Origin of the sequence: Enterobacter sp. CCUG 70166 (genome assembly GCF_020224095.1) — a bacterium.
GTDB lineage: Bacteria > Pseudomonadota > Gammaproteobacteria > Enterobacterales > Enterobacteriaceae > Enterobacter > Enterobacter intestinihominis.
Map to the genome: position 1 here is coordinate 166,191 of NZ_NRIQ01000019.1, position 22,608 is coordinate 188,798.

The 22,608-nt window shown below is 52.6% G+C and carries 25 protein-coding genes and 1 pseudogene; 14 read left to right on the forward strand and 12 right to left on the reverse strand.

Annotated features, from left to right (window positions below; translation table 11 throughout):
* Position 1: 1 nt before the first annotated feature.
* Complete coding sequence (locus tag CKK19_RS09670; RefSeq protein WP_023300017.1) at positions 2 to 763, reverse strand: OBAP family protein; 762 nt, start codon at positions 761 to 763, stop codon at positions 2 to 4.
* A 117-nt stretch (positions 764 to 880) separates the two neighbouring features.
* On the opposite strand from CKK19_RS09670, the pseudogene CKK19_RS09675 reads away from it, so the two are divergent.
* A pseudogene (locus CKK19_RS09675) lies at positions 881 to 985 on the forward strand (ASCH domain-containing protein); the annotation flags it as partial.
* A 79-nt stretch (positions 986 to 1,064) separates the two neighbouring features.
* Here CKK19_RS09675 and CKK19_RS09680 read toward each other — a convergent pair.
* The gene (locus CKK19_RS09680; RefSeq protein ID WP_032622206.1) at positions 1,065 to 2,333 is read right to left on the reverse strand and encodes a Y-family DNA polymerase; all 1,269 of its coding nucleotides are present in this window, start codon (positions 2,331 to 2,333) and stop codon (positions 1,065 to 1,067) included.
* Position 2,334: 1 nt separating this feature from the next.
* Positions 2,335 to 2,754, reverse strand: a complete 420-nt coding sequence (locus tag CKK19_RS09685) for a translesion error-prone DNA polymerase V autoproteolytic subunit (protein ID WP_022647996.1) — start codon at positions 2,752 to 2,754, stop codon at positions 2,335 to 2,337.
* Between the two features lie 326 nt (positions 2,755 to 3,080).
* Between CKK19_RS09685 and CKK19_RS09690 the strand changes: the two genes are divergently transcribed.
* From CKK19_RS09690 to CKK19_RS09700, 3 genes are all read left to right on the forward strand, one after another.
* The gene (locus CKK19_RS09690; protein ID WP_006808847.1) at positions 3,081 to 3,320 is read left to right on the forward strand and encodes a DinI family protein; all 240 of its coding nucleotides are present in this window, start codon (positions 3,081 to 3,083) and stop codon (positions 3,318 to 3,320) included.
* 263 nt (positions 3,321 to 3,583) lie between these two features.
* Entirely contained in the window at positions 3,584 to 4,273 is a 690-nt protein-coding gene (locus CKK19_RS09695; RefSeq protein ID WP_023306122.1) for an SOS response-associated peptidase, read from the forward strand.
* A 367-nt stretch (positions 4,274 to 4,640) separates the two neighbouring features.
* Complete coding sequence (locus tag CKK19_RS09700; protein ID WP_022647994.1) at positions 4,641 to 4,859, forward strand: cold shock domain-containing protein; 219 nt, start codon at positions 4,641 to 4,643, stop codon at positions 4,857 to 4,859.
* Between the two features lie 247 nt (positions 4,860 to 5,106).
* On the opposite strand, the gene CKK19_RS09705 is transcribed toward CKK19_RS09700, so the two are convergent.
* Entirely contained in the window at positions 5,107 to 5,271 is a 165-nt protein-coding gene (locus CKK19_RS09705) for a YnfU family zinc-binding protein (protein ID WP_213083702.1), read from the reverse strand.
* Between the two features lie 150 nt (positions 5,272 to 5,421).
* On the opposite strand from CKK19_RS09705, the gene CKK19_RS09710 reads away from it, so the two are divergent.
* Complete coding sequence (locus CKK19_RS09710; protein ID WP_071881491.1) at positions 5,422 to 5,649, forward strand: hypothetical protein; 228 nt, start codon at positions 5,422 to 5,424, stop codon at positions 5,647 to 5,649.
* A 208-nt stretch (positions 5,650 to 5,857) separates the two neighbouring features.
* Complete coding sequence (locus tag CKK19_RS25375; protein ID WP_022647993.1) at positions 5,858 to 5,965, forward strand: YnaM/YnfT family protein; 108 nt, start codon at positions 5,858 to 5,860, stop codon at positions 5,963 to 5,965.
* 297 nt (positions 5,966 to 6,262) lie between these two features.
* On the opposite strand, the gene dcp is transcribed toward CKK19_RS25375, so the two are convergent.
* A complete protein-coding gene (dcp, locus tag CKK19_RS09715) occupies positions 6,263 to 8,296 on the reverse strand; it encodes a peptidyl-dipeptidase Dcp (protein WP_063853679.1) in 2,034 nt (677 codons plus the stop codon).
* Between the two features lie 143 nt (positions 8,297 to 8,439).
* On the opposite strand from dcp, the gene ydfG reads away from it, so the two are divergent.
* Positions 8,440 to 9,186, forward strand: a complete 747-nt coding sequence (ydfG, locus tag CKK19_RS09720; protein ID WP_038415990.1) for a bifunctional NADP-dependent 3-hydroxy acid dehydrogenase/3-hydroxypropionate dehydrogenase YdfG — start codon at positions 8,440 to 8,442, stop codon at positions 9,184 to 9,186.
* 90 nt (positions 9,187 to 9,276) lie between these two features.
* The gene (locus tag CKK19_RS09725) at positions 9,277 to 9,963 is read left to right on the forward strand and encodes a GntR family transcriptional regulator (protein WP_225455111.1); all 687 of its coding nucleotides are present in this window, start codon (positions 9,277 to 9,279) and stop codon (positions 9,961 to 9,963) included.
* Positions 9,964 to 9,998: 35 nt separating this feature from the next.
* Here the strand turns inward: CKK19_RS09725 and CKK19_RS09730 are convergent, their stop codons facing one another.
* Positions 9,999 to 10,430, reverse strand: coding sequence for a universal stress protein (locus CKK19_RS09730; protein WP_023300013.1), 432 nt, complete (start codon positions 10,428 to 10,430; stop codon positions 9,999 to 10,001).
* Positions 10,431 to 10,717: 287 nt separating this feature from the next.
* Here CKK19_RS09730 and ydfZ point away from each other — a divergent pair, with 287 nt between their 5' ends.
* On the forward strand, positions 10,718 to 10,921 hold the full coding sequence (ydfZ, locus tag CKK19_RS09735; protein ID WP_003857405.1) for a putative selenium delivery protein YdfZ: 204 nt from the start codon (positions 10,718 to 10,720) through the stop codon (positions 10,919 to 10,921).
* Positions 10,922 to 10,965: 44 nt separating this feature from the next.
* Here ydfZ and CKK19_RS09740 read toward each other — a convergent pair whose 3' ends face one another.
* The 5 genes from CKK19_RS09740 to CKK19_RS09760 form a co-directional block, all read right to left on the reverse strand.
* Positions 10,966 to 12,429, reverse strand: coding sequence for a mannitol dehydrogenase family protein (locus CKK19_RS09740; protein WP_063853680.1), 1,464 nt, complete (start codon positions 12,427 to 12,429; stop codon positions 10,966 to 10,968).
* A 223-nt stretch (positions 12,430 to 12,652) separates the two neighbouring features.
* Positions 12,653 to 14,032 carry an MFS transporter gene (locus CKK19_RS09745; protein ID WP_045309023.1) on the reverse strand — a complete coding sequence of 460 codons (1,380 nt, stop codon included), beginning with the start codon at positions 14,030 to 14,032 and terminating at the stop codon, positions 12,653 to 12,655.
* A 73-nt stretch (positions 14,033 to 14,105) separates the two neighbouring features.
* Entirely contained in the window at positions 14,106 to 15,125 is a 1,020-nt protein-coding gene (locus tag CKK19_RS09750; protein ID WP_063853681.1) for a Zn-dependent oxidoreductase, read from the reverse strand.
* A 14-nt stretch (positions 15,126 to 15,139) separates the two neighbouring features.
* Entirely contained in the window at positions 15,140 to 16,354 is a 1,215-nt protein-coding gene (gene manD / locus CKK19_RS09755) for a D-mannonate dehydratase ManD (protein ID WP_023300009.1), read from the reverse strand.
* A gap of 111 nt (positions 16,355 to 16,465) precedes the next feature.
* Positions 16,466 to 16,792 (reverse strand): YnfA family protein, encoded by a 327-nt coding sequence (locus tag CKK19_RS09760; RefSeq protein ID WP_063853683.1) that lies wholly within the window; start codon positions 16,790 to 16,792, stop codon positions 16,466 to 16,468.
* A gap of 150 nt (positions 16,793 to 16,942) precedes the next feature.
* Between CKK19_RS09760 and CKK19_RS09765 the strand changes: the two genes are divergently transcribed.
* Together CKK19_RS09765 and speG are read left to right on the forward strand one after the other, a co-directional pair.
* The gene (locus CKK19_RS09765; RefSeq protein WP_022647984.1) at positions 16,943 to 17,281 is read left to right on the forward strand and encodes a DUF1283 family protein; all 339 of its coding nucleotides are present in this window, start codon (positions 16,943 to 16,945) and stop codon (positions 17,279 to 17,281) included.
* Positions 17,281 to 17,841 carry a spermidine N1-acetyltransferase gene (speG, locus tag CKK19_RS09770; RefSeq protein WP_023300006.1) on the forward strand — a complete coding sequence of 187 codons (561 nt, stop codon included), beginning with the start codon at positions 17,281 to 17,283 and terminating at the stop codon, positions 17,839 to 17,841. The genes CKK19_RS09765 and speG overlap by 1 nt, the downstream gene beginning before the upstream one ends.
* 17 nt (positions 17,842 to 17,858) lie before the next feature.
* Here speG and CKK19_RS09775 read toward each other — a convergent pair whose 3' ends face one another.
* Entirely contained in the window at positions 17,859 to 18,569 is a 711-nt protein-coding gene (locus CKK19_RS09775) for a YnfC family lipoprotein (protein ID WP_032622202.1), read from the reverse strand.
* Between the two features lie 192 nt (positions 18,570 to 18,761).
* Between CKK19_RS09775 and CKK19_RS09780 the strand changes: the two genes are divergently transcribed.
* The 3 genes from CKK19_RS09780 (at position 18,762) to ynfE (ending at position 22,584) form a co-directional block, all read left to right on the forward strand.
* Entirely contained in the window at positions 18,762 to 19,616 is an 855-nt protein-coding gene (locus CKK19_RS09780; RefSeq protein WP_023306114.1) for a beta-1,4-mannosyl-glycoprotein beta-1,4-N-acetylglucosaminyltransferase, read from the forward strand.
* Between the two features lie 102 nt (positions 19,617 to 19,718).
* On the forward strand, positions 19,719 to 20,024 hold the full coding sequence (locus CKK19_RS09785; RefSeq protein WP_006808860.1) for a DUF1161 domain-containing protein: 306 nt from the start codon (positions 19,719 to 19,721) through the stop codon (positions 20,022 to 20,024).
* 130 nt (positions 20,025 to 20,154) lie between these two features.
* Positions 20,155 to 22,584, forward strand: a complete 2,430-nt coding sequence (gene ynfE, locus CKK19_RS09790; protein WP_063853684.1) for a selenate/tellurate reductase subunit YnfE — start codon at positions 20,155 to 20,157, stop codon at positions 22,582 to 22,584.
* The last annotated feature ends 24 nt before the right edge of the window (positions 22,585 to 22,608 follow it).

Below are 22,608 nucleotides of genomic sequence, written 5' to 3' on the forward strand. Positions count from 1 at the left end.
ATCAAAAATGGCTTGTGTCGCCCTGGCCATGCTCACCTGAACCTTTAACCCGCTTAAGCTGGATCTCTTCACCACGTTGCCAGGCATCCGCTCCCTTAGCAACTGGGTGCGCCACAATATCCTTACGTTCTTCTTTGATAGCTTGCGTGCTCACGTCAAAGCGTCGATCTCTGTCCGCCAGAAGTTTAGGGTCTAACTGCCCTTCCCCGGTAAAGCCCATCATCAGTGCCGGAATGCCGAGCGGCAGCTTTTTATCGCGGTCGGTGTGCCAGGTATGCCAGGTCTTGCCGTAGGTATTCACAATTTTGCTCATCAATGCTTTGTCAGCCACTGCAGGTAAACCTGGAGCAATCAGGCTGCCGGATTTCACTTCATATTGATGGCTGTGCCACAATTTTTTTTCTTCCGGCGGCAGTGTGTTAAACAAACGCTCACTAATGATGTACTCAACGCCCATTAAACGGGCATCTTTGGTGTTACCGTCGTAGATCACCGCCTGCATCACGTCTTCATTCAACACGGTTACATAATGATGGGCTTCCATCTGGCCATTTTTATCCCCGCTATAAAAATGGAAACCGTCAAGGTAGGCACTCATTGCATCAATGGGCGGACGGGACTGGATAAGCTGAGCACCGGCTTCAAGCGTGCTCGTCCCGACGGAGGTTTTTACACCCGGAACAGGCGTATTTGAAGGGGTATTGTTCGCGCCACAACCCACTAACGTCAGGCTCGACAATAATAAAAGCGATAATGGTTTCATTGACCCTCCCTGTAAAAGTCACTTTACTGAAAGTAGTACATTCGCGCAGACACGCCAGGAGAGTTTTTATTAAACCATCCGGCAAACTGGCGTACGTTCCGTTTAAGAACACCATTTAAATACTGGCAGAAAGAGCATCAGAGATTTTTCAGCCGCGAAGGCCATTTTTCTGAAGATATGGAGTTGATCGCAGAAGAGTTTGAAGTGGTTGAGATCCTGTAGGACAAAGTAAAGGGGCTGGCGTTTGATCAATTGCCATTTATATCAATGTCCGCTTCTGGCACAAAACAGCCATTAACATTCATCGAATTCTCAGTAAATCTGAATACCGGGTCGTATACCGCGGCGAAAGCATTTCACGCTTCATCTGCCATTGCTGCTGTATGCCCTGCCCGGCAAAATAAAGCGTACCCTTTCCATCTTTCGCGTTCAGACGATCCAGCACTTCCATCAGCTTTTCACTTCCGGCACGCGGCGCGCTATTGTCAAACAAATTGAGCTGGGCAACGCCCTGGCTGAAGAAGTCCCCGAGCATAATGCCGGCTTTCTGGTAGCGGTGGCCCTCCTTCCAGATTTTGTCGAGGCACTTTACCGCGGCGTTGATAATGTCGCGGGAGTCCTGAGTGGGTGTGAGAAGCGTCATTGAGGCACTGTTGCCGTAATAGGGTTCGTTCAGAGCGAACGGAGAGGTCTTTACGAACGCCGAGATAAAGCGGCAATACTGGTGCTCGCCACGTAACTTCTCAGCGCCACGGGCCGCATAGCTGCATATAGCCTGGCGCACCTGCTCGTATTCTGTCACGCGCTCACCGAATGACCGACTACAGACGATCTCCTGCTTTGTCGGTGCAAACTCTTCCAGATCGAGGCACGGCTCGCCGCGCAGCTCCCGGACCGTTCGCTCCAGCACTACATTGAAGTGCTTGCGGATAATCCACGTGCTCTGCTCTGAGAGATCCAGCGCCGTTTTGATACCCATCGCATTGAGCTTCTTGCTGATGCGCCTGCCCACGCCCCATACGTCCTCTACAGGCACGATAGCCAACAACCGGCGCTGGCGGTCGATATTGGATAAATCAACCACCCCACCCGTCTGCTGCTGCCATTTCTTCGCCGCGTGATTTGCCAGCTTCGCCAGCGTCTTCGTCTGGGCTATGCCAACGCCGACCTTCAGGTGCGTACGCTTCAAAACCGTTTCGCGGATCTCCTTGCCAAAATCAGTCAGGTCCCGGCAATTACGAACCCCGGTGAGATCACAAAAGGCCTCATCAATGGAATATATTTCGACGCGAGGGCTTATTTCTTCCAGCGTGGTCATTACCCGGCTGGACATGTCAGCGTAAAGTTCGTAGTTACTGCTGAAGCAAACCACGCCGGCGCGCCGGAACAGGTCTTTCTGCTTAAAGTATGGCGCCCCCATGGTAACGCCAGCGGCTTTGGCCTCTGCGCTGCGCGCTATCACGCAACCGTCGTTATTTGAGAGGACAACCACCGGTCGGCCTCTCAAATCTGGCCTGAATACCGTCTCGCATGATGCATAGAATGAATTCACATCACAGAGCGCAAACATATCAGCTGGCCGATTTAACAATAAAAGTGACCACACCAAAAACGTCCAGCGTGTCTTCACTGCCAACGATAATCGGTGAATAAGCGCTGTTCATCGGATTGAGTTGAACATTAGGCCGCAGTTGCAGGCGCTTAACGGTGAATTCCCCTTCCACCGCGGCGATGACGATATCGCCGTGCTCAGCCGTTCGGGAACTATCGACCACCAGTAAATCGCCGTCGCTTATTCCCCCTTCAATCATTGAATCACCCGCGGCTTTAACGAAATACGTCGAGCTGGGGTGGGCAACCAGAAGTTCATTAAGATCAATGCGCTGCTCCACATAATCGGCAGCCGGGCTTGGGAATCCGCACTGAACTAAATCGCTGAAAAGTGGAAGCGCGATAATCTCACGCAGTTCTGTAGGTCTGATAAATTCCATTACGCATACCTCTAATACTGTTTTTATATACAGTAGTTTTGTTTTGAAGCACGCGCAAGGCAGCTGAACCGTAGCGACTGTTTAAACCTTCACCGTTTCGTTTGTAAGTTTCTCTCTGGCTTCAAATTATGGTTTTTGTAAATTTTACGATTAAACGCTTCGACTGCTCGTTTTAAAGGCTAAATGAATAGATTGTCATCAACATAAACAAGGTGAAGGGCGGCATGGCATTTCTTTAGCCGGAATGCCGTTTGACTGTACCCATATACAGTAGTATTTTTACGTGCAGACAGAATCGCACAATTAATATTCATAGGGAAAAAATAATGTTTGTTGAACTGGTTTATGACAAGCGAAACGTACAGGGGCTGGAGGGAGCCAGGGAGATAATTCTGGCTGAACTGACAAAACGTGTGCACCGGATTTTTCCTGATGCCAGCGTGACGGTTAAGCCAATGCAGGCGAATGGCCTGAATAGCGATGCCAGCAAAAGCGACCGGGAAAAGCTGAACCGTATGCTTGAGGAAATGTTTGAAGAGTCGGACATGTGGCTGACGCAAGAGTAACAAGGTTAACAAATACCAGCCCACCGGGGAAAAACCGGGCGCAATGCCCGGTTCTGTTTTCAGCCAGTAATGCCTTTAATCACTCACCCGCGGTTCTCCAGCATCGGTTCATTTCTCGGATCGTGCCCGCAAGATAAAAACGCCTCCCGGAATTTCTGCCCATTTTCTCGCGTTATCTTGTACAAGATACAGCTTTTGCATGTCGATCAAGTCATCTTATCCCTGCCCTATACTTTGAGTATGACATCCGACTGGAGGTTTCTATGTGTGGACGCTTTGCACAAGCCCAAACCCGTGAAGAATACCTGGCCTACCTTGCCGACGAAGGCGATCGCGACATCGCGTATGACCCGGCCCCCATTGGCCGGTACAACGTCGCGCCCGGTACCAAAGTCCTGCTGCTGAGCGAACGCGACGAACTACTGCACCTCGATCCGGTGTTCTGGGGCTACGCACCTGGATGGTGGGACAAAGCACCACTGATTAACGCACGTGTAGAAACCGCGGCCACCAGCAGAATGTTTAAACCTCTGTGGCAACATGGCCGGGCGATCTGTTTTGCCGATGGATGGTTCGAATGGAAGAAGTCAGGTGACAAGAAACAACCCTACTTCATCCACCGGGCCGACGGTCAGCCAATCTTTATGGCGGCGATCGGAAGCACACCGTTTGAGCGCGGCGATGAAGCCGAGGGATTTCTGATTGTGACGTCTGCGGCTGATAAAGGCCTCGTCGACATTCATGACCGCAGGCCACTGGTTTTGTCACCAGAAGCGGCACGCGAGTGGATGCGACAGCATGTTGGCGGGAAAGAAGCTGAAGAGATAGCTTCAGATGGTGCAGTGCCCACCGATAAGTTCGTCTGGCATGCGGTAACGCGTACAGTAGGAAATGTAAAAAACCAGGGGAGGAATTTGATAGAGCAAATAGAAATCAAATCTGATCTTAGTTAGACCTGCACTTTTTAGATGGGATAATAAAACCCTTCCCTCTATTGAAGTCAAAACCTTTGACAGCTTCTGTCATTTTACGAGACAAATTATTTCCTTGCTGTAAATCAAATTCGACGACACAGGAAAAATTTGGATTGGCTAATCTAATCTGTATGGCCTCCCAGATGGCTAAAATAAGATTTGCTTAAAAGATCTACACGTGCCTTAATGATGCGGTTGGTTCGATGCAATGTGAATCTGACTTTTCCAAAGTAGTCCTCATAACCAGGTGCTATCTCTGATATCCCCTCCTCTTGAGTCCATACGTATGCCATCATGCGTTTCTTTTCATGAACTTGTAACTTTTAAGTGTTCAAGTGGAGTTTTTATGTCATCAAAAATGATAGGTCTTGTTAAGTGGTTTAACGATGATAAGGGCTTTGGCTTCATCTCCCCACTCGATGGAAGTAAAGATATCCTTGTTCACTCTTCTTCTCTACAGGGAGAGACATTCAAAACTCTTTTTGAAGGCCAAAAAGTTAAATTTGCTGTCATTGCCGGTACCAAAGGTCCGACAGCTGCAAATGTTACGCTTTGCGATAAATAACCCCCTCAATGACCGCTTAAGCTTCTGTGAATTAAATAATCAGAAGCGTCATTTATCGTTTTCGAATATCATTACAACAGGCCAGCATATTTACAGCACCGTCAAATTTGCTGACCGATGTGATGAAATGCAGGACTGCTGTATGAATAGTCTCAAAGCAGAAGCTAACTGCTTATAAAATATTAAAGTGCGTAAGAGGTTAGGCAGCCTCCAAAAGCATCACTTCTTAGTTATTATATGAGATTTTTTAGTAATGTTGAGGGGATTTGAACAACGCGTTGCAGTAAGGGCAAACTAGTTGAGCTCCCTTTTGTACACGATTGTAACTATGCTCCGAGTCTCTTGTGCAGTTTGGACAAGGGCATTTGACTAAATAATTTCGGCGGAATTGCGTGTTTTTACGTGCAGACATAAGCTTCTCCAGTACAAATGGACTGCTACAGTACACGTTAAGGCATAATATTGCTTGTTTTAATTTCGAAAGAGGTAACTAAACGTCAATAAATCAACCCCCTTTCGAACAATCTTGGGCCATAAAACTCCCTGAAATACATGGTGATACATGAAAAAAGTAATTATTTTCTTTAATGGTAAACCAGGTAAAGTAATCACCGTACTTAAGGGCGTGACATCAATACGCGAACAATACCCTAATGGAGAAGGGATAAACCTTCCGATAATGTCAGCCGGTTTTCCCTCTTTAACAGGTGACCATGAAGTTATCTATGTTGCATCAGATCGAGAGCTTACATCTCAGGAAATATTAGATGCAGCCAGGAAGTATCTATAAGCTTCAATATCTTCTACCAACACTGCGGATAACCTTCAGTAACAAGCATTATTAAAACAATTAGGAATTATCAGTATTGCCTACCTGGCGTAGGTTTTTTTTTCATTTAGCAGACGATACATTCCTGTCTAATGTCATATATTTTTTAGGACTCGGAACATTTTTTGATTCAAACAGTCTAAAAGATATACTCACAAAGGGGGCCTTTATGACAACGCTTATCATCTCTACTATCGTGGCAATGGTACTGGCATTGATGATTTTAAGTCTGATCAAGATCGGGATCAGCGTATCGAACAATCCTGATGAACTGTAATGTATTCAAGTTTCCATAACCTCTTTATTTACTGGGCAGCCTATTCACCTTTCCTCGCAGGCAGCGCCACTCCAGCCCCGGGTACGTTCCACAATTAATTCCCTCTCCATTGGCGCAGCAGGAAGCTGCCCAGTCGTTTGCCCTGATATATAGGGTCAGCCATAAGAAAGTTATCCTGTAAATTTCGCAGAATTTAAGGATTCATTTTGGGGAGGAATTTGGAGGAGTTTCGAGGAAGAAAAAATCGAACAAAAAACCGGGCATCGCGCCCGGTTCTGTTTCCACACTAAAAAGCCCTTAAACACTCAATCCACGATTCTCCAGCATCGGTTCGATCCTCGGATCGTGCCCGCGCCAGTTCCGGTAAAGTTCAGCTAAATCAGTACTGTTGCCGCGCGACAAAATCGCCTCGCGGAATGTCTGTCCGTTTTCGCGCGTCAAACCACCCTGCTCGACAAACCACTGGTAGCCATCGTCCGCCAGCATCTGCGTCCAGAGATAGGCGTAATAGCCCGCCGCGTAGCCACCGCCGAAGATATGGGCAAAATAGCTGCTGCGATAGCGCGGCGGTACGGCTGGAAGATCCAGCCCTTCTTTTTTCAACGCGGCGGCTTCAAAGGCTTCCACGTCTTCAATGGGCTCCTGAATGCCGTGCCAGTTCATATCCAGCAGCGCGGCGCTCAGCAGTTCCGTCATGTCATAACCCTTATTAAACTGGGTCGCATTGAGCATTTTTTCCCGCAGCGCATCCGGCATCGGCTCGCCGGTTTGATAATGGCGGGCAAAGTGCGCAAACACCTGCGGATGGCTGGCCCAGTGTTCATTGATCTGCGACGGGAATTCAACGAAATCACGCGGCGTGTTGGTGCCTGAAAGCGTGGCATAGCGCTGGCTGGCAAACAGGCCATGCAGCGTATGGCCAAACTCGTGGAACAGGGTAATCACATCATCCCAGGAGATCAGCGCGGTCTGCCCGTTCGCTGGTTTTTGATAGTTGCAAACGTTATAAATCACCGGACGCGCGGCAAACTCGTAAGACTGCTCAACAAAATTCCCCATCCACGCCCCGCCCGCTTTGGAATCACGCGCGAAAAAGTCGCCGTAGAACAGCGCCATTCCTTCACCCGTGTGGTCGAAAATCTCCCACACGCGAACGTCCGGGTGATAAACCGGAATATCGAAACGCTCGACAAAGCGGATACCGAACAACTGCGTGGCGGTCCAGAATACGCCATCTTCCAGCACGGTATTGAGCGCGAAATAGGGTTTGATCTGCGACTCATCCAGCGCGTATTTCGCTGAACGCACGCGTTCGGCATAAAACGCCCAGTCCCAGGCCTGCACCGTAAAACCGCCCTGCTCGTCGTCAATGACCTTCTGAATATCCGCCTGCTCCAGCGCGGCCCTGCTGCGCGCCGCAGGAACTATCCCGCGCATGAATTCGAGCGCGGCATCCGGCGTTTTCGCCATTTGATCGGCAATGCTCCAGCTGGCATAGTTATCAAAGCCGAGCAGTTGCGCCTGTCTTGCCCGCAACGCGGTAAGCCGAAGGATCAGGTCGCGCGTATCGTTTTCGTCGCCTTTTTGAGTGCGTTCCCAGCCCGCGCTAAACAGCTTTTTACGGGTCTCGCGCAGAGACAGCGCCGCCAGCGCGGGCTGTTGCGTGGTATTCAGAAGCGGGATCAGCCAGCGATCCGTCAGCCCTTTTTCTGCGGCAGCATGAGCCGCGGCAGCCATCTCCTCCGCACTGAGTCCGTCAAGCTGGTGAACATCATCCACCACCAGCCCTCCCGCCTTATTCGCCGCCAGCAGGCGCTGGTTGAACTGGCTGGTCAGGGTGGCGGCTTCGGTATTCAGGGCTTTCAGCTCGGCTTTTTCATCGGCGTTCAGACGCGCGCCCGCAAGAACAAAGTGCTGATACGTCTCCTCCGTCAGCCGGCGGGATTCGGCATCCAGCGTGTCGCGATCCTGCCAGACGGCTTCCACGCGGGCGAAAAGCGTATCGTTTAGCCAGATATCGTTCGCCAGCCCGGCCAGTTCGGTGGAGAACTGCTCGTCCAGTGCCTGAAGATAATCGTTGGTGTGTGCGGACGTCATGGCGAAGAACACGCTGCTGACGCGCGACAGCATGGCCCCGCTCTTTTCCAGCGCCAGCACGGTGTTGTTGAAGTCCGGCACGGCGCTCTGCGCGATAATCGCGTCAATATCTGCACGCTTGAGGCGCATTGCTTCATCAAACGCCGGGCGATAGTGGCTGTCTTCTATCACATCAAAACGCGGAGCCTGATAAGGCAGCAGGCTAACGTCAAAGAAAGGGTTGATGACCGACATCGTTTACTCCTGAGCACGGTATTTCTCACCAGAGTAGGCCAGCCTGCTCCGGCCTGCAATGGCGTCATACAAATGTTGCCTTAACGATGTGCCCGAGTGCGTGCTATGGTAGTACAACACAAAAAGCGTTGAGGAACAGTGAGATGATTATATTAGTTACCGGGGCGACAGCAGGTTTTGGTGAAAGCATCACGCGTCGCTTCGTCGCCAACGGACATAAGGTGATTGCAACGGGTCGTCGTCAGGAGCGTCTCCAGGAGTTGAAAGACGAGCTGGGCGACAGCATCCTGACCGCACAGCTGGACGTGCGCAACCGCGCCGCCATTGAAGAGATGATTGCCAACCTGCCTGCCGAATGGCGTGAAATCGACGTGCTGGTCAATAACGCTGGCCTGGCGCTGGGCATGGAGCCTGCCCACAAAGCCAACGTGGAAGACTGGGAGAACATGATCGACACCAACAACAAAGGCCTGGTGTACATGACCCGCGCCGTGCTGCCGGGCATGGTTGAACGTAACCGTGGTCATATCATTAATATCGGTTCCACCGCAGGCAGCTGGCCTTACGCGGGCGGCAACGTCTATGGCGCAACCAAGGCCTTTGTACGCCAGTTCAGCCTGAACCTGCGCACCGACCTGCACGGTACCGCGATCCGCGTGACCGATGTTGAGCCGGGTCTGGTCGGTGGAACGGAATTCTCCAACGTGCGTTTCAAAGGCGATGACGCGAAAGCGGATAAAACCTATGAAAATGCGAATGCGCTGACGCCGGAAGATATCACCGAAACCGTCTGGTGGGTCGCGACGCTGCCGAAGCATGTCAACATCAACACGGTTGAGATGATGCCCGTCAGCCAGACCTATGCCGGACTCAGCGTGCATCGCGGGTAATTCACCCTTCCCGGCCTGCGGGCCGGGTATGTGATGACGGGTAAAAGAATGGTAGTATGTTCAGGTTAACTCTCTGAGAAATCACAACCCATGGCCGCTGAATCGCAACTTAATCCTACCCAGCCTGTAAATCAGCAAATTTATCGCATCTTACGCCGTGATATCGTTCGCTGCCTGATCCCACCGGGAACGCCACTCTCAGAAAAAGAGGTTTCGGTACGTTTTGACGTTTCCCGTCAGCCCGTGCGCGAGGCGTTTATTAAGCTCGCAGAAAACGGCCTTATCCAGATCCGCCCTCAGCGCGGCAGCTATGTAAATAAAATTTCGCTTTCGCAGGTACGGAATGGCTGTTTTGTTCGCCAGGCCATTGAATGCGCCGTTGTGCGTCGCGCCGCGTCGCTCATCAACGATAACCAGTGCTACCTGCTGGAGCAAAACCTGCATCAGCAACGCATTGCCATCGACCGCAAACAGCTGAACGACTTTTTCCAGCTGGACGACGAGTTTCACCAGAAACTGGCGCAGATCGCCGAGTGCCAGCTCGCGTGGGATACCGTCGAAAACATCAAAGCTACCATCGACCGCGTGCGCTACATGAGCCTCGACCATGTTTCTCCGCCAGAGATGTTGCTGCGCCAGCATCACAATATTTTCAGCGCACTGGAAAAACGCGACGTGGAAGCCGTAGATAAAGCGATGACGCTTCACCTCCAGGAAATTAGCGAGTCAGTTCAGTTAATTCGTCAGGAAAACCGCGAGTGGTTCAGCGAAGAATAAAACCTCGCCGCCCCCTTTCGGTTGCGGCGAAGTGATTAGCGGACCACTAACACCGGAATAGTGGCGTAGCGCAGGATAGTTTCAGCATTCGAGCCCAGCAGATGTGTTGTCATGCTCGGGTTTCTTGATCCAATAACAATAACGTCATATTTCCCCTCTTTGCTGAGCTGGATGATTTCATCGCGTACGTTGCCGAAACGTACTTCACAATCAATATTTTCCGGGGACATATCAAAGAGCCGTTTCAGTGCCTTCATCTTCTTATCCGACTCGGCGGTCATATACTCTTCGAACTTCTTAATATCGGCATTGAACCCCCGCAGTAACGAACGACTGCTGTTAGGGAGAATGTTGACCAGGGTGATCGTCGCGCCTTCCGATTTCGCGAGGTTGACCGCGTGGCGTACCGCTTTATCGCTTAGATCCATTTCAAACACGTCAACAGGCATCAAAATTTTCTTATACATAAGCCTGACTCCTTTTCCGATGAAGGGTTATTTTCTGCCTCCAGAATGGCATTGTGGATATAAACAAAGCCTAAATGCTTGCGTCTGGAAACTATCAATTAAGGAAAATAACTGTCCGCTTTGTAAAGCGGTGTCCTGAACCGTCAACGCCATCTGGAAATAAGAAAAAAGTGTGAGCTTGATCAAAAGCAAATAATTTCGTTTAAGAGAGGCGTATTAATAGTGCCCCGTGAACGGCAGCCGTTGAATTAGCGCCGTAACGGATAAGTGCGAGAGGAGAAAATACCATGATGACATACGACCGTAACCGAAATGCAATCACCACTGGCAGCCGCGTCATGATTAGCGGCACAGGTCAGTTCGGCGTGATTAAAGCGATCCACAGCGACGGCCTTAATGCCGAGCAGGTGCGTCGTGGTAAAACGGTTGAAGTGGAAGGATGCGAAGGTAAGTTCGAACCGATTGAGCTGATTCGCCTGGGGATGCACTAAGCTGTGCCCCGACATGCCGCCGCGAACGGCGGCATGTCATAGCGTTAAAGCCGGGTGGTGTACTCAGCAACCGTGGCCTTCGCGCCTTTTTGCAGCAACGTCTGATAAGCCTGCATGACCGACGCCACAAACACCGCGTCCTTCGGCAGCTCGTTACCGAAAATAGCCTCAATGCCCAACAGCGCGCTAACGCGGCTTTCACCTTCAGCGCTACCGTTTACCGCCGCCTGAATCACCGCCAGCTGCGGATCGCTCACCTCAATCGCGTTACCCTGATCATCCACACCGCCGACATAACGCATCCAGCTCGCCACGCCCAGGGCCAGCAGCGGGAAGGGTTTCTGGTGGACAAGGTGCCAGCGCACGGAATCGAGCATGCGCTGCGGCAATTTCTGGCTACCGTCCATGGCGATTTGCCAGGTGCGGTGACGCAGGGCCGGATTGCTGTAGCGCGCAATCAGCTGGTCGGCATAACGACCCAAATCCACGCCCCGCACTTTCAACGTCGGCGCCTGCTCTATCAGCATCAGCGCATGCGCGGCTGCGCGATAATGTTCATCTTCCATGCAGTCGTTAATGTGCTGATAACCGGCAAGATAGCCGAGATAGGCCAGGAACGAGTGGCTGCCGTTAAGCATTCGCAGCTTCATCTCTTCAAACGGAATGACATCAGAAACCAGCTCCGCACCGGCCTTTTCCCACTGGGGGCGTCCGGCAACAAAATTATCTTCCACCACCCACTGGCGGAACGGCTCGCAGGCGACACCTGCCGGATCGCGTACGCCAGTCAGCTGTTCGATTTTATCCAGCGTATCAGCCGTGACGGCGGGCACAATGCGGTCCACCATGGTTGACGGGAAGGTGACATTCGCTTCGATCCAGTCCGCCAGATCGCCGTCTACGGCGCGCGCGTAGGCACAGGTCACATTGCGCATCACGTGGCCGTTCTCCGGCATGTTATCGCATGACATCACGCTGAATGCCGTTAGCCCCGCCGCCTTGCGACGCGCCAGCGCCTCAACCACCACGCCCGGCGCAGATTTAGGCTGATGCGGGTTTTGCAGGTCGGCAACGATTAACGGATGATCGAACATCAGTTGTCCGGTTGCCGGGGAGTGGCAATATCCTTTCTCGGTGATGGTGAGGGAAACAATGGCGACCTGCGGCTCACACAGCGCCGCCAGCACGATTTCCAGCCCGTCGATCTGCGCATGCAGCGCGTTTTTGACGACGCCGACCACGCGCGCCGTCCACGCATCGGCAGACATCTCTGCCACGGTATAAAGGTTATCCTGTGCCTTCAGATCGGCGATCTGCTGTTCGCCGCCAATCAGGTTAACTTCGCAGTAACCCCAGTCGCTGCCCTGTTCTGCGGCGAGTATATCGGTGTACACCGCCTGGTGCGCACGGTGAAACGCGCCAAACCCTAAATGAACAATGCGTGCCTTGAGGCTGTCGCGATCGTATTGAGGACGCGTTGCCTTCGCCTGTAATAACCGGTTTTCCATGATTGAGACTCGTTAATTAATGAAAGCTGTGATCCACTGCCGCTTCCTTTTAAGAGCGGCAGCGCCTGCTGACTACACCAACTAGAATGGCAGTCGGAGTCAAAAAACGCTGCCATTAACCATACTGATACATCGTTTTCAGATCTTGATTTACATTAACTTTTCGCCATGTGGTGTGACATCAGTAAAAAGTTGTGTGACAGGTAGCGCAAGATGTAAACCACTAGCGGCGTGAAGAGAGCGCGCCGTAGGCTACCGATTCCTTATGAGGAGCCTCCGCAGCATCTTCGGCTTCACTCAAATCGCGGTCGCGCACTTCCGGCATCAGCAACGCGGAGACCAGCCCAATCAGCGAGTACGCCACCAGCATCACCACAATCGGCCACCAGGACCCGGTCATGTTGCAGAAGATCCCCGCCAGCACCGGACCAAAGCCTACGGCTACCAGCCCGCCCGCCTCTTTCGAAATGGCCATGCGGGTAAAGCGGTTCCGCGAACCAAACATCTCTGCCATGGTGATATTTTCCAGCGCGAACAGCCCGAGCACCGCAAAGTTATGAATAACGATGATAGAGAGCATAATCACGCCCGGCGCGTAACTCTTATCGACAATAATCGACAGCATCGGGTAAGCCAGAATAATGGCTGAAATGTTAAGGAGGATATACGGCAGACGGCGCCCCACTTTATCGGACAGCCAGCCCAGCAGCGGGATGGAAAGGAAGCCGAGAATCGAACTGATCATCAGCGCATCGGTTGGGATCGCCTTATCAAACAACAGCGTCTGCACCAGATATCCGGCAAGGAAAGTCTGAATCAAACCTGAGTTGCCGGCCTGACCAAAGCGCAGCCCCGTCGCCAGCCAGAACGATTTGCTCTTAAACATCGCGCCGACCGAGGTATCCTGCGCAGCAACCGGCGCAATGGTTTCAGCGTCGTTAACCTTCTCAAACACCGGGCTCTCTTTAAGGTTCATACGCAGCCAGATGGCGAAGATCATCACCACCACGCTGGCGAGGAACGGCACGCGCCAGCCCCAGGCAATAAGTTCTTCACGATCGAGGGCAAAGAACATCACGGCCCAGATCGCCGTGGCGCTCAGCGTCCCGCAGTTGGTTCCCATGGCCACCAGCGAGGAGATGATGCCGCGTTTACCCTTCGGCGCGTACTCCGCCAGCATGGTACCTGCGCCGGAGATTTCTGCCCCCGCGCCCAGCCCCTGAATAATACGCAGCGTCACCAGCAGCACCGGTGCGAAAATCCCGATCTGCGCGTAGGTTGGCAGGACGCCGATTAAGGTGGTGCAGATCCCCATCATGGTGATGGTGATAAACAGCACCTTTTTGCGGCCAATTCTGTCGCCCATTCTGCCGAAGATAAATGCCCCGACGATACGCGCGATGTAGCCTGCCCCATAGGTCCCCATCGCCAGGATCAACGCCATGGCCGCGGACTGTTCAGGGAAGAAGATTTCATGGAATACCAGCGCGGCGCCAAGGGAGTAAAGCTGAAAATCCATAAACTCCAGGGCGGTGCCCAGCCAGCCGGATACGGCGGCTTTCACCAGGTCTGACGTACTTCTTTGAGGTTGTGCTTGAGTCATAATGGCTATCTCTGCAAGGTAAGATGCGTACCACTGAGAGCCTGTCTTCGCAGGCTCTTAACCGCGTGAATTATTATTGGTCGAACGTGAGCAAGACTTTGCAGCACTGCCGCTGGTCTTTTTCAAACAGTTCGATGGCGTCTGTAACGTGGTGATAGTCAAATGTATGGGTGACCAGTTTTTCAGGGTCGATCAGCCCTTTTTCCAGCCAGTCAATGACAACCGGGAATTTGTTGGCATTCAGGCGCGAAGAGAAGATCGACAGCTCTTTGCCGGTGATCCCCTGCTGCACGATCTTGCTCGGGTCGCTGGAGAAGCCCATCAGCACGATGCGCGCCGCCGGAGACGCCAGCGTAATCGCTTCCTGCAAAATGGACGGATGACAGGCAGCATCGATGATTAACGTCGGCTTGATGCCTTTTTCATCCAGCGCGGCCTGTAACGAATGCTCGCTGTTGTTGAAGACCCAGTCTGCGCCGCTGCGTTGCGCCATCCCCAGCCGCTCATCAATGCGATCCACCACGATGACCTGCTTCACCTTGTAAACGCCCTTCAGCGCCTGCACGGTGACCAGCCCCATCGGGCCTGCGCCGTAGATCAGCGCCACGTCCTGTTCGGTGGGTTTCGCCTGCCCCGTCACGTTGGCGGCAATGGTGAAGGGTTCAACCATCACCGCGTGTTTGTCAGGGATCGCATCCGGAATGTGCCAGGCATTTTTCGCCGGCACGACGGCGTATTCGCTGAAGCCGCCGTCACGGTGGACGCCCAGCACCACCAGCGAGGTACAAACGTTCGGTTTTCCGACGGAACACGGGTAGCAGTGCCCGCAGCTGATCACCGGATCAACAGACACGCGCTGGCCCAGTCGGGTGCTCTCCACGCCTTCGCCAACCGCGTCTATTTCGCCAAAGAACTCGTGACCGATTATCCGCGGGTATTTGGCAAACGGGTTATGCCCACGATAGATATGGCTGTCTGAACCGCAGATACCGGCGAGCTTAATTCTGACGCGGACGTCGCCTGCGCCCGGCAACGGGAGAGGACGCTCCTCAATCACCAGCGCATTCGGCTGTTGGATCACTACGCTTTTCATTATTCGCTCCTCGTTTACCAGTTCCAGAGGGTGCCGTCTTCCAGACGGGCCACCGGCAGACAGGCCGGTTCGTACGGGTATTTCGCTGCCAGCTTCTCATCAAACTCAATGCCCAGCCCTGGCTTGTCGCCCGGGTGCATATAGCCGTTATCGAAGCGCCAGCTGTGCGGGAACACTTCCAGCATCTGCTCTGAATACCCCATATACTCCTGCACGCCAAAGTTCGGTACCCACAGGTCAAAATGCAGCGCCGCGGCGTGGCAAATCGGCGACAGATCCGACGGGCCGTGTGAGCCGGTGCGCACCTGGTAGAGTGAGGCAAAGTCAGCAATGCGACGCATCCCGGTGATGCCGCCCGCATGGGTTATGGTGGCGCGGATATAGTCAATGAGCTGCTCTTCAATCAGCTGCTTGCAGTCCCAGATGCTGTTGAACACTTCCCCCACCGCAATTGGCGTGACGGTGTGCTGGCGGATCAGGCGGAAACACTCCTGGTTTTCAGCGGGAGTCGGATCTTCCATCCAGAACAGGCGGTACTCTTCAATACTTTTGCCGAATCGCGCCGCTTCGATGGGCGTCAGACGGTGGTGCATGTCGTGAAGGAGATGTTCGTTGAAGCCGAACTGACTGCGCACTGCGTCGAACAGTTTCGGCGTGAAGTCGAGGTATTTCTCGGTGGACCAAAGCTGCTCGTCCGGCCAGTCGCCCTTGGTTGCAGGCTCATACGCCAGCCCTTTTCCTTTAGACATACCATAGGTGGTTTTCATCCCCGGCACGCCGCACTGCACGCGAATAGCCTTAAAGCCCATCTCTTTATGACGGGCATAATCTTCCAGTACGTCGTCAATGGTGTGCCCGGTGGTATGACAATAAACCATCACCCCTTCCCGGGAGGCTCCGCCCAGAAGTTGATAGAGCGGCATGTTCGCGGCTTTCGCTTTGATGTCCCACAGCGCCATATCCACGGCAGAAATCGCTGACATGGTGACCGGGCCACGACGCCAGTACGCGCCTTTATAGAAGAACTGCCAGATATCTTCGATGCGGTGCGCATCGCGGCCAATCAGCTGAGGGCACAGGTGATCTTTCAGGTAGGAGGCAACGGAAAGTTCACGTCCGTTAAGCGTGGCATCACCCAGACCGACAATGCCCTCATCGGTGGTGATTTTAAGGGTGACAAAGTTACGCCCCGGGCAGGTGACAAATACTTCAGCCCCGACAATCTTCATAATCCATTTCCTTACATCGCTCGTTGTGATGCAGGAAATTTACGCAACTACACTACTACCATACAAGTATAATGATCGAAAAATCAGCGGATGATCACACTATGAGGACGACTATGCGCGTCCCCAGCCAGCCACGATGATCAACATGCCGCACAGGGCAACCAGCGCGCCTGCCCAGTCATACAGGCTTAGCCTGATGCCATCGACAAAGCGCAGCCACAGCAGCGCAGTACAGACGTACACCCCTCCGTAGGCCGCATAAACCCGCCCGCTGGCGGCCGGATGCAGGGTGAGCAGCCAGACGAAAAGAACCAGGGACACACCCGCCGGGATCAGCAGCAGCGCGGAAGCGCCCCGCTTTATCCAGAGCCACGGCAAAAAGCATCCGATGATTTCACACAGCGCGGTCGCGAAAAAAAGCAGCGTCGTTTTGAACATTTTTCTCGTTTCGTGAGGATTGATTTAGACATCATACGCGATAATGCTCTCATCGTTCCCATACCTGCCGCGCGGGTATGACACCCTTTCGGATTGGTGTAGAATCCAACGGGGTAATCCGATTGTCTGCACCCGTTTAAAGGAAACGCTATGACTACATTAAGCAAACGCCTTTGTCTGACAGCCGCACTGGCGCTGTCCTCGTTCGCCTTCACCGCAACGGCATCAGCCGAAACCAGCAAACTCATCATTGAGTCTGGTGATAGCGCGCAAAGCCGCCAGAATGCTGCCATGGACAAAGAACAATGGAATGACACCCGCAGCCTGCGTCAGAAAGTGAATAAGCGCGTGGAAAAAGAGTGGGATAAAGAAGACGTCGCGTTTGATGCCCGCGACAAATGCCAGCAAAGTGCCAACGTCAACGCTTACTGGGAGCCTAACACCCTGCGCTGTCTGGATCGTCGCACTGGCCGCACGGTAGCACCGTAATGTCGATGCCGTGTGACGTAAAGCTCCGTCCGCTGGAGCGCGAAGATTTACGCTTTGTCCACCAGCTCGACAACAATGCCAGCGTGATGCGCTACTGGTTTGAAGAGCCTTACGAGGCCTTCGTCGAGCTGTCCGATCTCTACGATAAGCATATCCACGATCAAAGTGAACGCCGGTTTGTGGTGGAGTGCGAAGGTGAGAAAGCCGGGCTGGTTGAGCTGGTTGAGATCAACCATGTTCACCGTCGGGCGGAATTTCAGATCATTATTTCACCGGAGCACCAGGGGAAAGGTCTTGCGTCGCGGGCGGCAAAGCTGGCGATGGATTATGGGTTTAACGTCCTGAATCTCTACAAGCTTTACCTTATCGTCGACAAAGAGAACGAAAAAGCGATTCATATCTACCGTAAGCTCGGCTTTATGGTGGAAGGTGAACTGATCCATGAGTTCTTTATTAATGGCGAATACCGTAACACCATCCGCATGTGCATTTTCCAGCATCAGCATCTGGCCGGGCATAAATCCTCCTCCGCCAACCTGCTTAAACCCACCGCGCAGTAACCTGCGCGGTTTTATTCTTAATAATATTCAATGCTGTTTTTGATGGTGTACTTGCGCTCAATGGCAGGTTTAACGCTGTCATCGACGATAACCAGCTCGCAGCTCACCGGGTTGTTGTGGCGATCGTAATCGCAACTCTGCTTTACATTGCCCATCGGTTTATCGTTCAACAGGCTTACCGCCGTATAATCCATGCGCTTACGCAGATCTTTCGACGGCATCGATTTGACCGATAAACGCTGGTCGCCGGAGACCGTGGTTTTACCGAGCGGGTAGCCGTCGGTATCATACTGGTACTTCACTTCCATCTCTTTGCTGTGCGCGGCAACCACAAACCCATTATCGTCGGTGTCCCATGTCAGGCCGGCAGACGGCAGTTCCGCCAGCTGACATTTTCCCTGCAACTTCACCTTCTGCTGCTGGGTTTCCGCATCGACGTAGTAGTTAGCATCCAGCACCAGCGCAACGCCCGTGTTAGCCTCCAGATCGTGCAGTTCAAGGGTATCGAAACACCCCTCCGACGACATCGTTCCGGTCACGCGTTTAGAGACTTCACCCTTATCGTTCAACAGCGTCTGGGTAAAATCTTTCACCGGCCCGCGCAGAGGGTCAAAGTCAAACTCGTTCGAAAAGCTCGCCATCTCCGGCGTAAATGACAGCGGCGCGGTGTTGTTGTCACATCCCACCAGTACCGTTGCCAGTAGCGTTATCGCTGCGTATTTATTCACATCATTTACCGTTCAGAGAGAGATACAATCATATTAGCAAATACAGCAACTTACATAACAGCACTTCATTTGACTCTTTACGCTGTATAAATCCGTCATTTGCATTGACGAGACCTGCCAAAGTGGCTACTTTGGGCGCGGAAAATTCCACATTATTATAAAATTAGATTCTTAAATTTTCGGGTTAACATCATGATTTACGACTGTTTTTTGTACTATGACGAAGATATGTTGCTCGACATCAGATTACATACGCTCGCTGATGTCGTTGACCGTTTTGTCATTGTAGAAGCAACACACTCTTTTACGGGCATACCGCGAGAATTACATTTCGATATTACGAAGTTTGCCAAATTCAGAGACAAAATTATTTACGTGCCTTTTGACGCGCAGCCTATTTTAAACAGTGCTGACAATAACCAGGTTGATGCCTGGGCAAATGAAGCAGCGCTTCGCAACTCCATTATGAATGGGTTAAAAGACGCGGCAGACGACGATCTGATTCTGGTGTCAGACGTTGATGAAATTTTCTCTCCCGAGACGGTCAGGGCCATTAATCCACGCGCGCTCTGCACGACTATTCATCAAAACGTGTTCAACTATCAGTTTAATCTTCAGGTTCACAACATGGATGGTACGCCGAGAAAATGTACCTTGCCCCGCGCGACGTCCTATTACAACCTTAAGCATTTCTTCCACGGTGAGCCTGAATCTTTCAGAAACTGGAAGCGTGCACGCAAAGATAAAAACTGGTCATGGTTTAAATGGAACTGGCTAAAAATCAATAATAAGGTTGTGAAAGATGGCGGCTGGCATTTCTCCTGGGTAATGACCCCAGAAAGAATTTCCGAAAAAATGTCTACCATTTCTCATACCGAATACGATCTGCCGGAATTTAATAACCCGGAACATATTATGAAGGTTATCACCAACGCCGAAGATATCTGGGGACGAGACCGAAAACTGGTCAGGCAAGAGGTATCAAAACGCACCCTGCCTTCTTATCTGGTAGACAATCAGCACCATTATTCGCAATTTATTTTATGACGCAGGCGGGGCTCCAGGACAATTCAGAAAGAGAGACACAAAAACAAAAGCTTACCCTAACCCTGCTATGCTTACAGTCTACACAGTGAAAAGGAGCTACAGATGAAACGGTTACCCTGGATTACCGCCCTGCTGTTAATGAGTGCTTCACCTGCTATTCTTGCGGCCCCGGACTCCTGCGAGCGCGTGAAAAGCGACATTCAGCAGAAGATTATCAACAACGGCGTACCGGAGTCTGGCTTTACCCTGAACATCGTGCCGAACGATCAGGCCGACCAGCCGGATGCGCAGGTCGTTGGGCATTGCGCCAACGATACTTTCAAAATTTTGTACACTCGCACCAGTAGCGGAAACTACCCGGTAAGCGGTGCAGGTACGCAGGAGAATGCACCCGCTGAGCCGCAATGATTTTCCCACTCAATTCCCCTGAGTTGACGAGGATTAATATTTAATACCTCTAAATAAGTAACACTCCCCCCATCATTAGCCCGGTTGTAGTCACGGGTGAAAATAATTATTAACAATGATGGGGTGAGTTATGTCCGAAGTTGAACATCACGACGGGATAAGCCGTCGAACTCTGGTTAAATCTACTGCCATAGGATCTCTGGCGCTTGCCGCCGGTGGGATCGCATTGCCTTTTGGTCTGAAAAGCGCCGCCGCCGCAGTGCAGACCGCTATTCAGCCAGCGGAAGATAAAGTCGTCTGGGGCGCCTGCTCGGTAAACTGCGGTAGCCGCTGCGCGCTGCGTCTGCACGTTCGCGATGACGAAGTCTATTGGGTTGAAACGGATAATACCGGCGAGGATGTTTACGGCAACCATCAGGTTCGCGCCTGCCTGCGAGGCCGTTCAATTCGCCGTCGCATTAATCATCCAGACCGTCTGAACTATCCGATGAAACGCGTGGGCAAACGCGGAGAAGGCAAGTTTGAACGTATCACCTGGGAAGAAGCGCTGGACACCATCGCCGCGAGCCTGAAAAGCGTGGTCGAAAAATACGGCAACGAAGCGGTCTACATTAACTACTCCTCCGGAATTGTCGGCGGCAATATCACCCGCTCCTCCCCTTACGCCTCGCTGGTGGCACGCCTGATGAACTGCTACGGCGGCTTCCTCAGCACCTACAGCACCGCGCAGATCGCCTGCGCAATGCCCTACACCTACGGCAGCAACGACGGCAACAGTACATCGGATATCGAAAACACCAAACTGGTGGTGATGTTCGGCAATAATCCGGCAGAAACGCGCATGAGCGGCGGCGGGATCACTTACTACCTTGAACAGGCACGCGAACGCTCTAACGCACGGATGATCGTTATCGATCCGCGCTACACCGACACCGCCGCAGGCCGCGAAGACGAGTGGATCCCGATTCGTCCGGGCACCGATGCCGCACTGGTGGCAGGTATTGCGTGGGTGCTGATTAATGAAAACCTCGTCGACCAGCCCTTCCTCGATAAATACTGCGTAGGTTATGACGAAAAAACCCTGCCGGAAGGCGCACCTGTTAACGGTCATTACAAAGCCTATATTCTCGGCCAGGGTGATGACAAAACCGCGAAAACCCCGGAATGGGCGTCGCGCATTACAGGCATTCCTGCCGATCGCATTATTAAGCTGGCCCGTGAAATCGGTTCGGCAAAACCGGCCTACATTTGCCAGGGTTGGGGCCCGCAGCGTCAGGCCAACGGCGAGCAGACATCCCGCGCCATCGCCATGCTGCCGATCCTGACCGGCAACGTCGGCATTAACGGCGGCAACAGCGGCGCGCGCGAATCGACCTACACCATCACCATCGAACGTATGCCGCTGCCGGAAAATCCTGTGAAAACGCAAATCTCCTGCTTCAGCTGGACGGATGCCATCGTGCGTGGACCGGAGATGACCGCCCTGCGCGACGGCGTACGCGGTAAGGATAAGCTGGATGTGCCGATCAAGTTCATCTGGAACTATGCGGGTAATACCATCATCAACCAGCACTCTGATATCAACAAAACTCACGACATTTTGCAGGATGAGAGTAAGTGCGAAACGATCGTCGTTATCGACAACTTCATGACCTCGTCCGCGAAGTATGCCGATATTGTCCTGCCGGACCTGATGACCGTTGAGCAGGAAGATATCATCCCCAACGATTACGCCGGCAACATGGGATACCTGATTTTCCTCCAGCCGGTAACCGCCCCGAAGTTCGAGCGCAAGCCCATCTACTGGATCATGAGCGAAGTGGCGAAACGTCTCGGACCGGATGTCTATCAGAAATTCACCGAAGGCCGTACGCAGGAGCAGTGGCTGCGCTACCTTTACGCCAAAATGGTTGCCAAAGATCCGCTGCTGCCGTCCTACGACGCGCTGAAAAAAATGGGTATTTATAAGCGCAAAGATCCAAATGGACATTTTGTGGCCTATAAAAAATTCCGTGACGATCCAGATGCCAATCCGCTGAAAACCCCGTCGGGGAAAATCGAGATCTACTCCAGCAAGCTGGCGGATATTGCGGCAACCTGGGAACTGCAAAAAGACGAAACCATCACCCCGCTACCGGTCTATACCTCAACCTTTGAAGGCTGGGACGCGCCCGAGCGCAGCAAATTCCCGCTGCAACTATTCGGTTTCCACTTTAAAGCCCGTACCCACTCCAGCTACGGCAACGTGGATGTGCTCCAGGCCGCCTGTCGCCAGGAGGTGTGGCTTAACCCTGTAGACGCCGAGAAGCGCGGCATTAAAAACGGTGACACGGTGCGCGTGTTTAACGATCGCGGCGAAGTGCGCATTGCCGCCAAAGTCACCCCGCGCATTATGCCTGGTGTGAGCGCGATGGGCCAGGGCGCCTGGCATGACGCCAACATGAACGGCGATCGTGTCGATCACGGCTCCTGCATCAATACCCTGACCACACACCGCCCGTCACCGCTGGCGAAAGGCAATCCGCAGCACACGAACCTGGTGCAGATCGAGAAGGCATAAGGATTAACCGATGACAACCCAGTA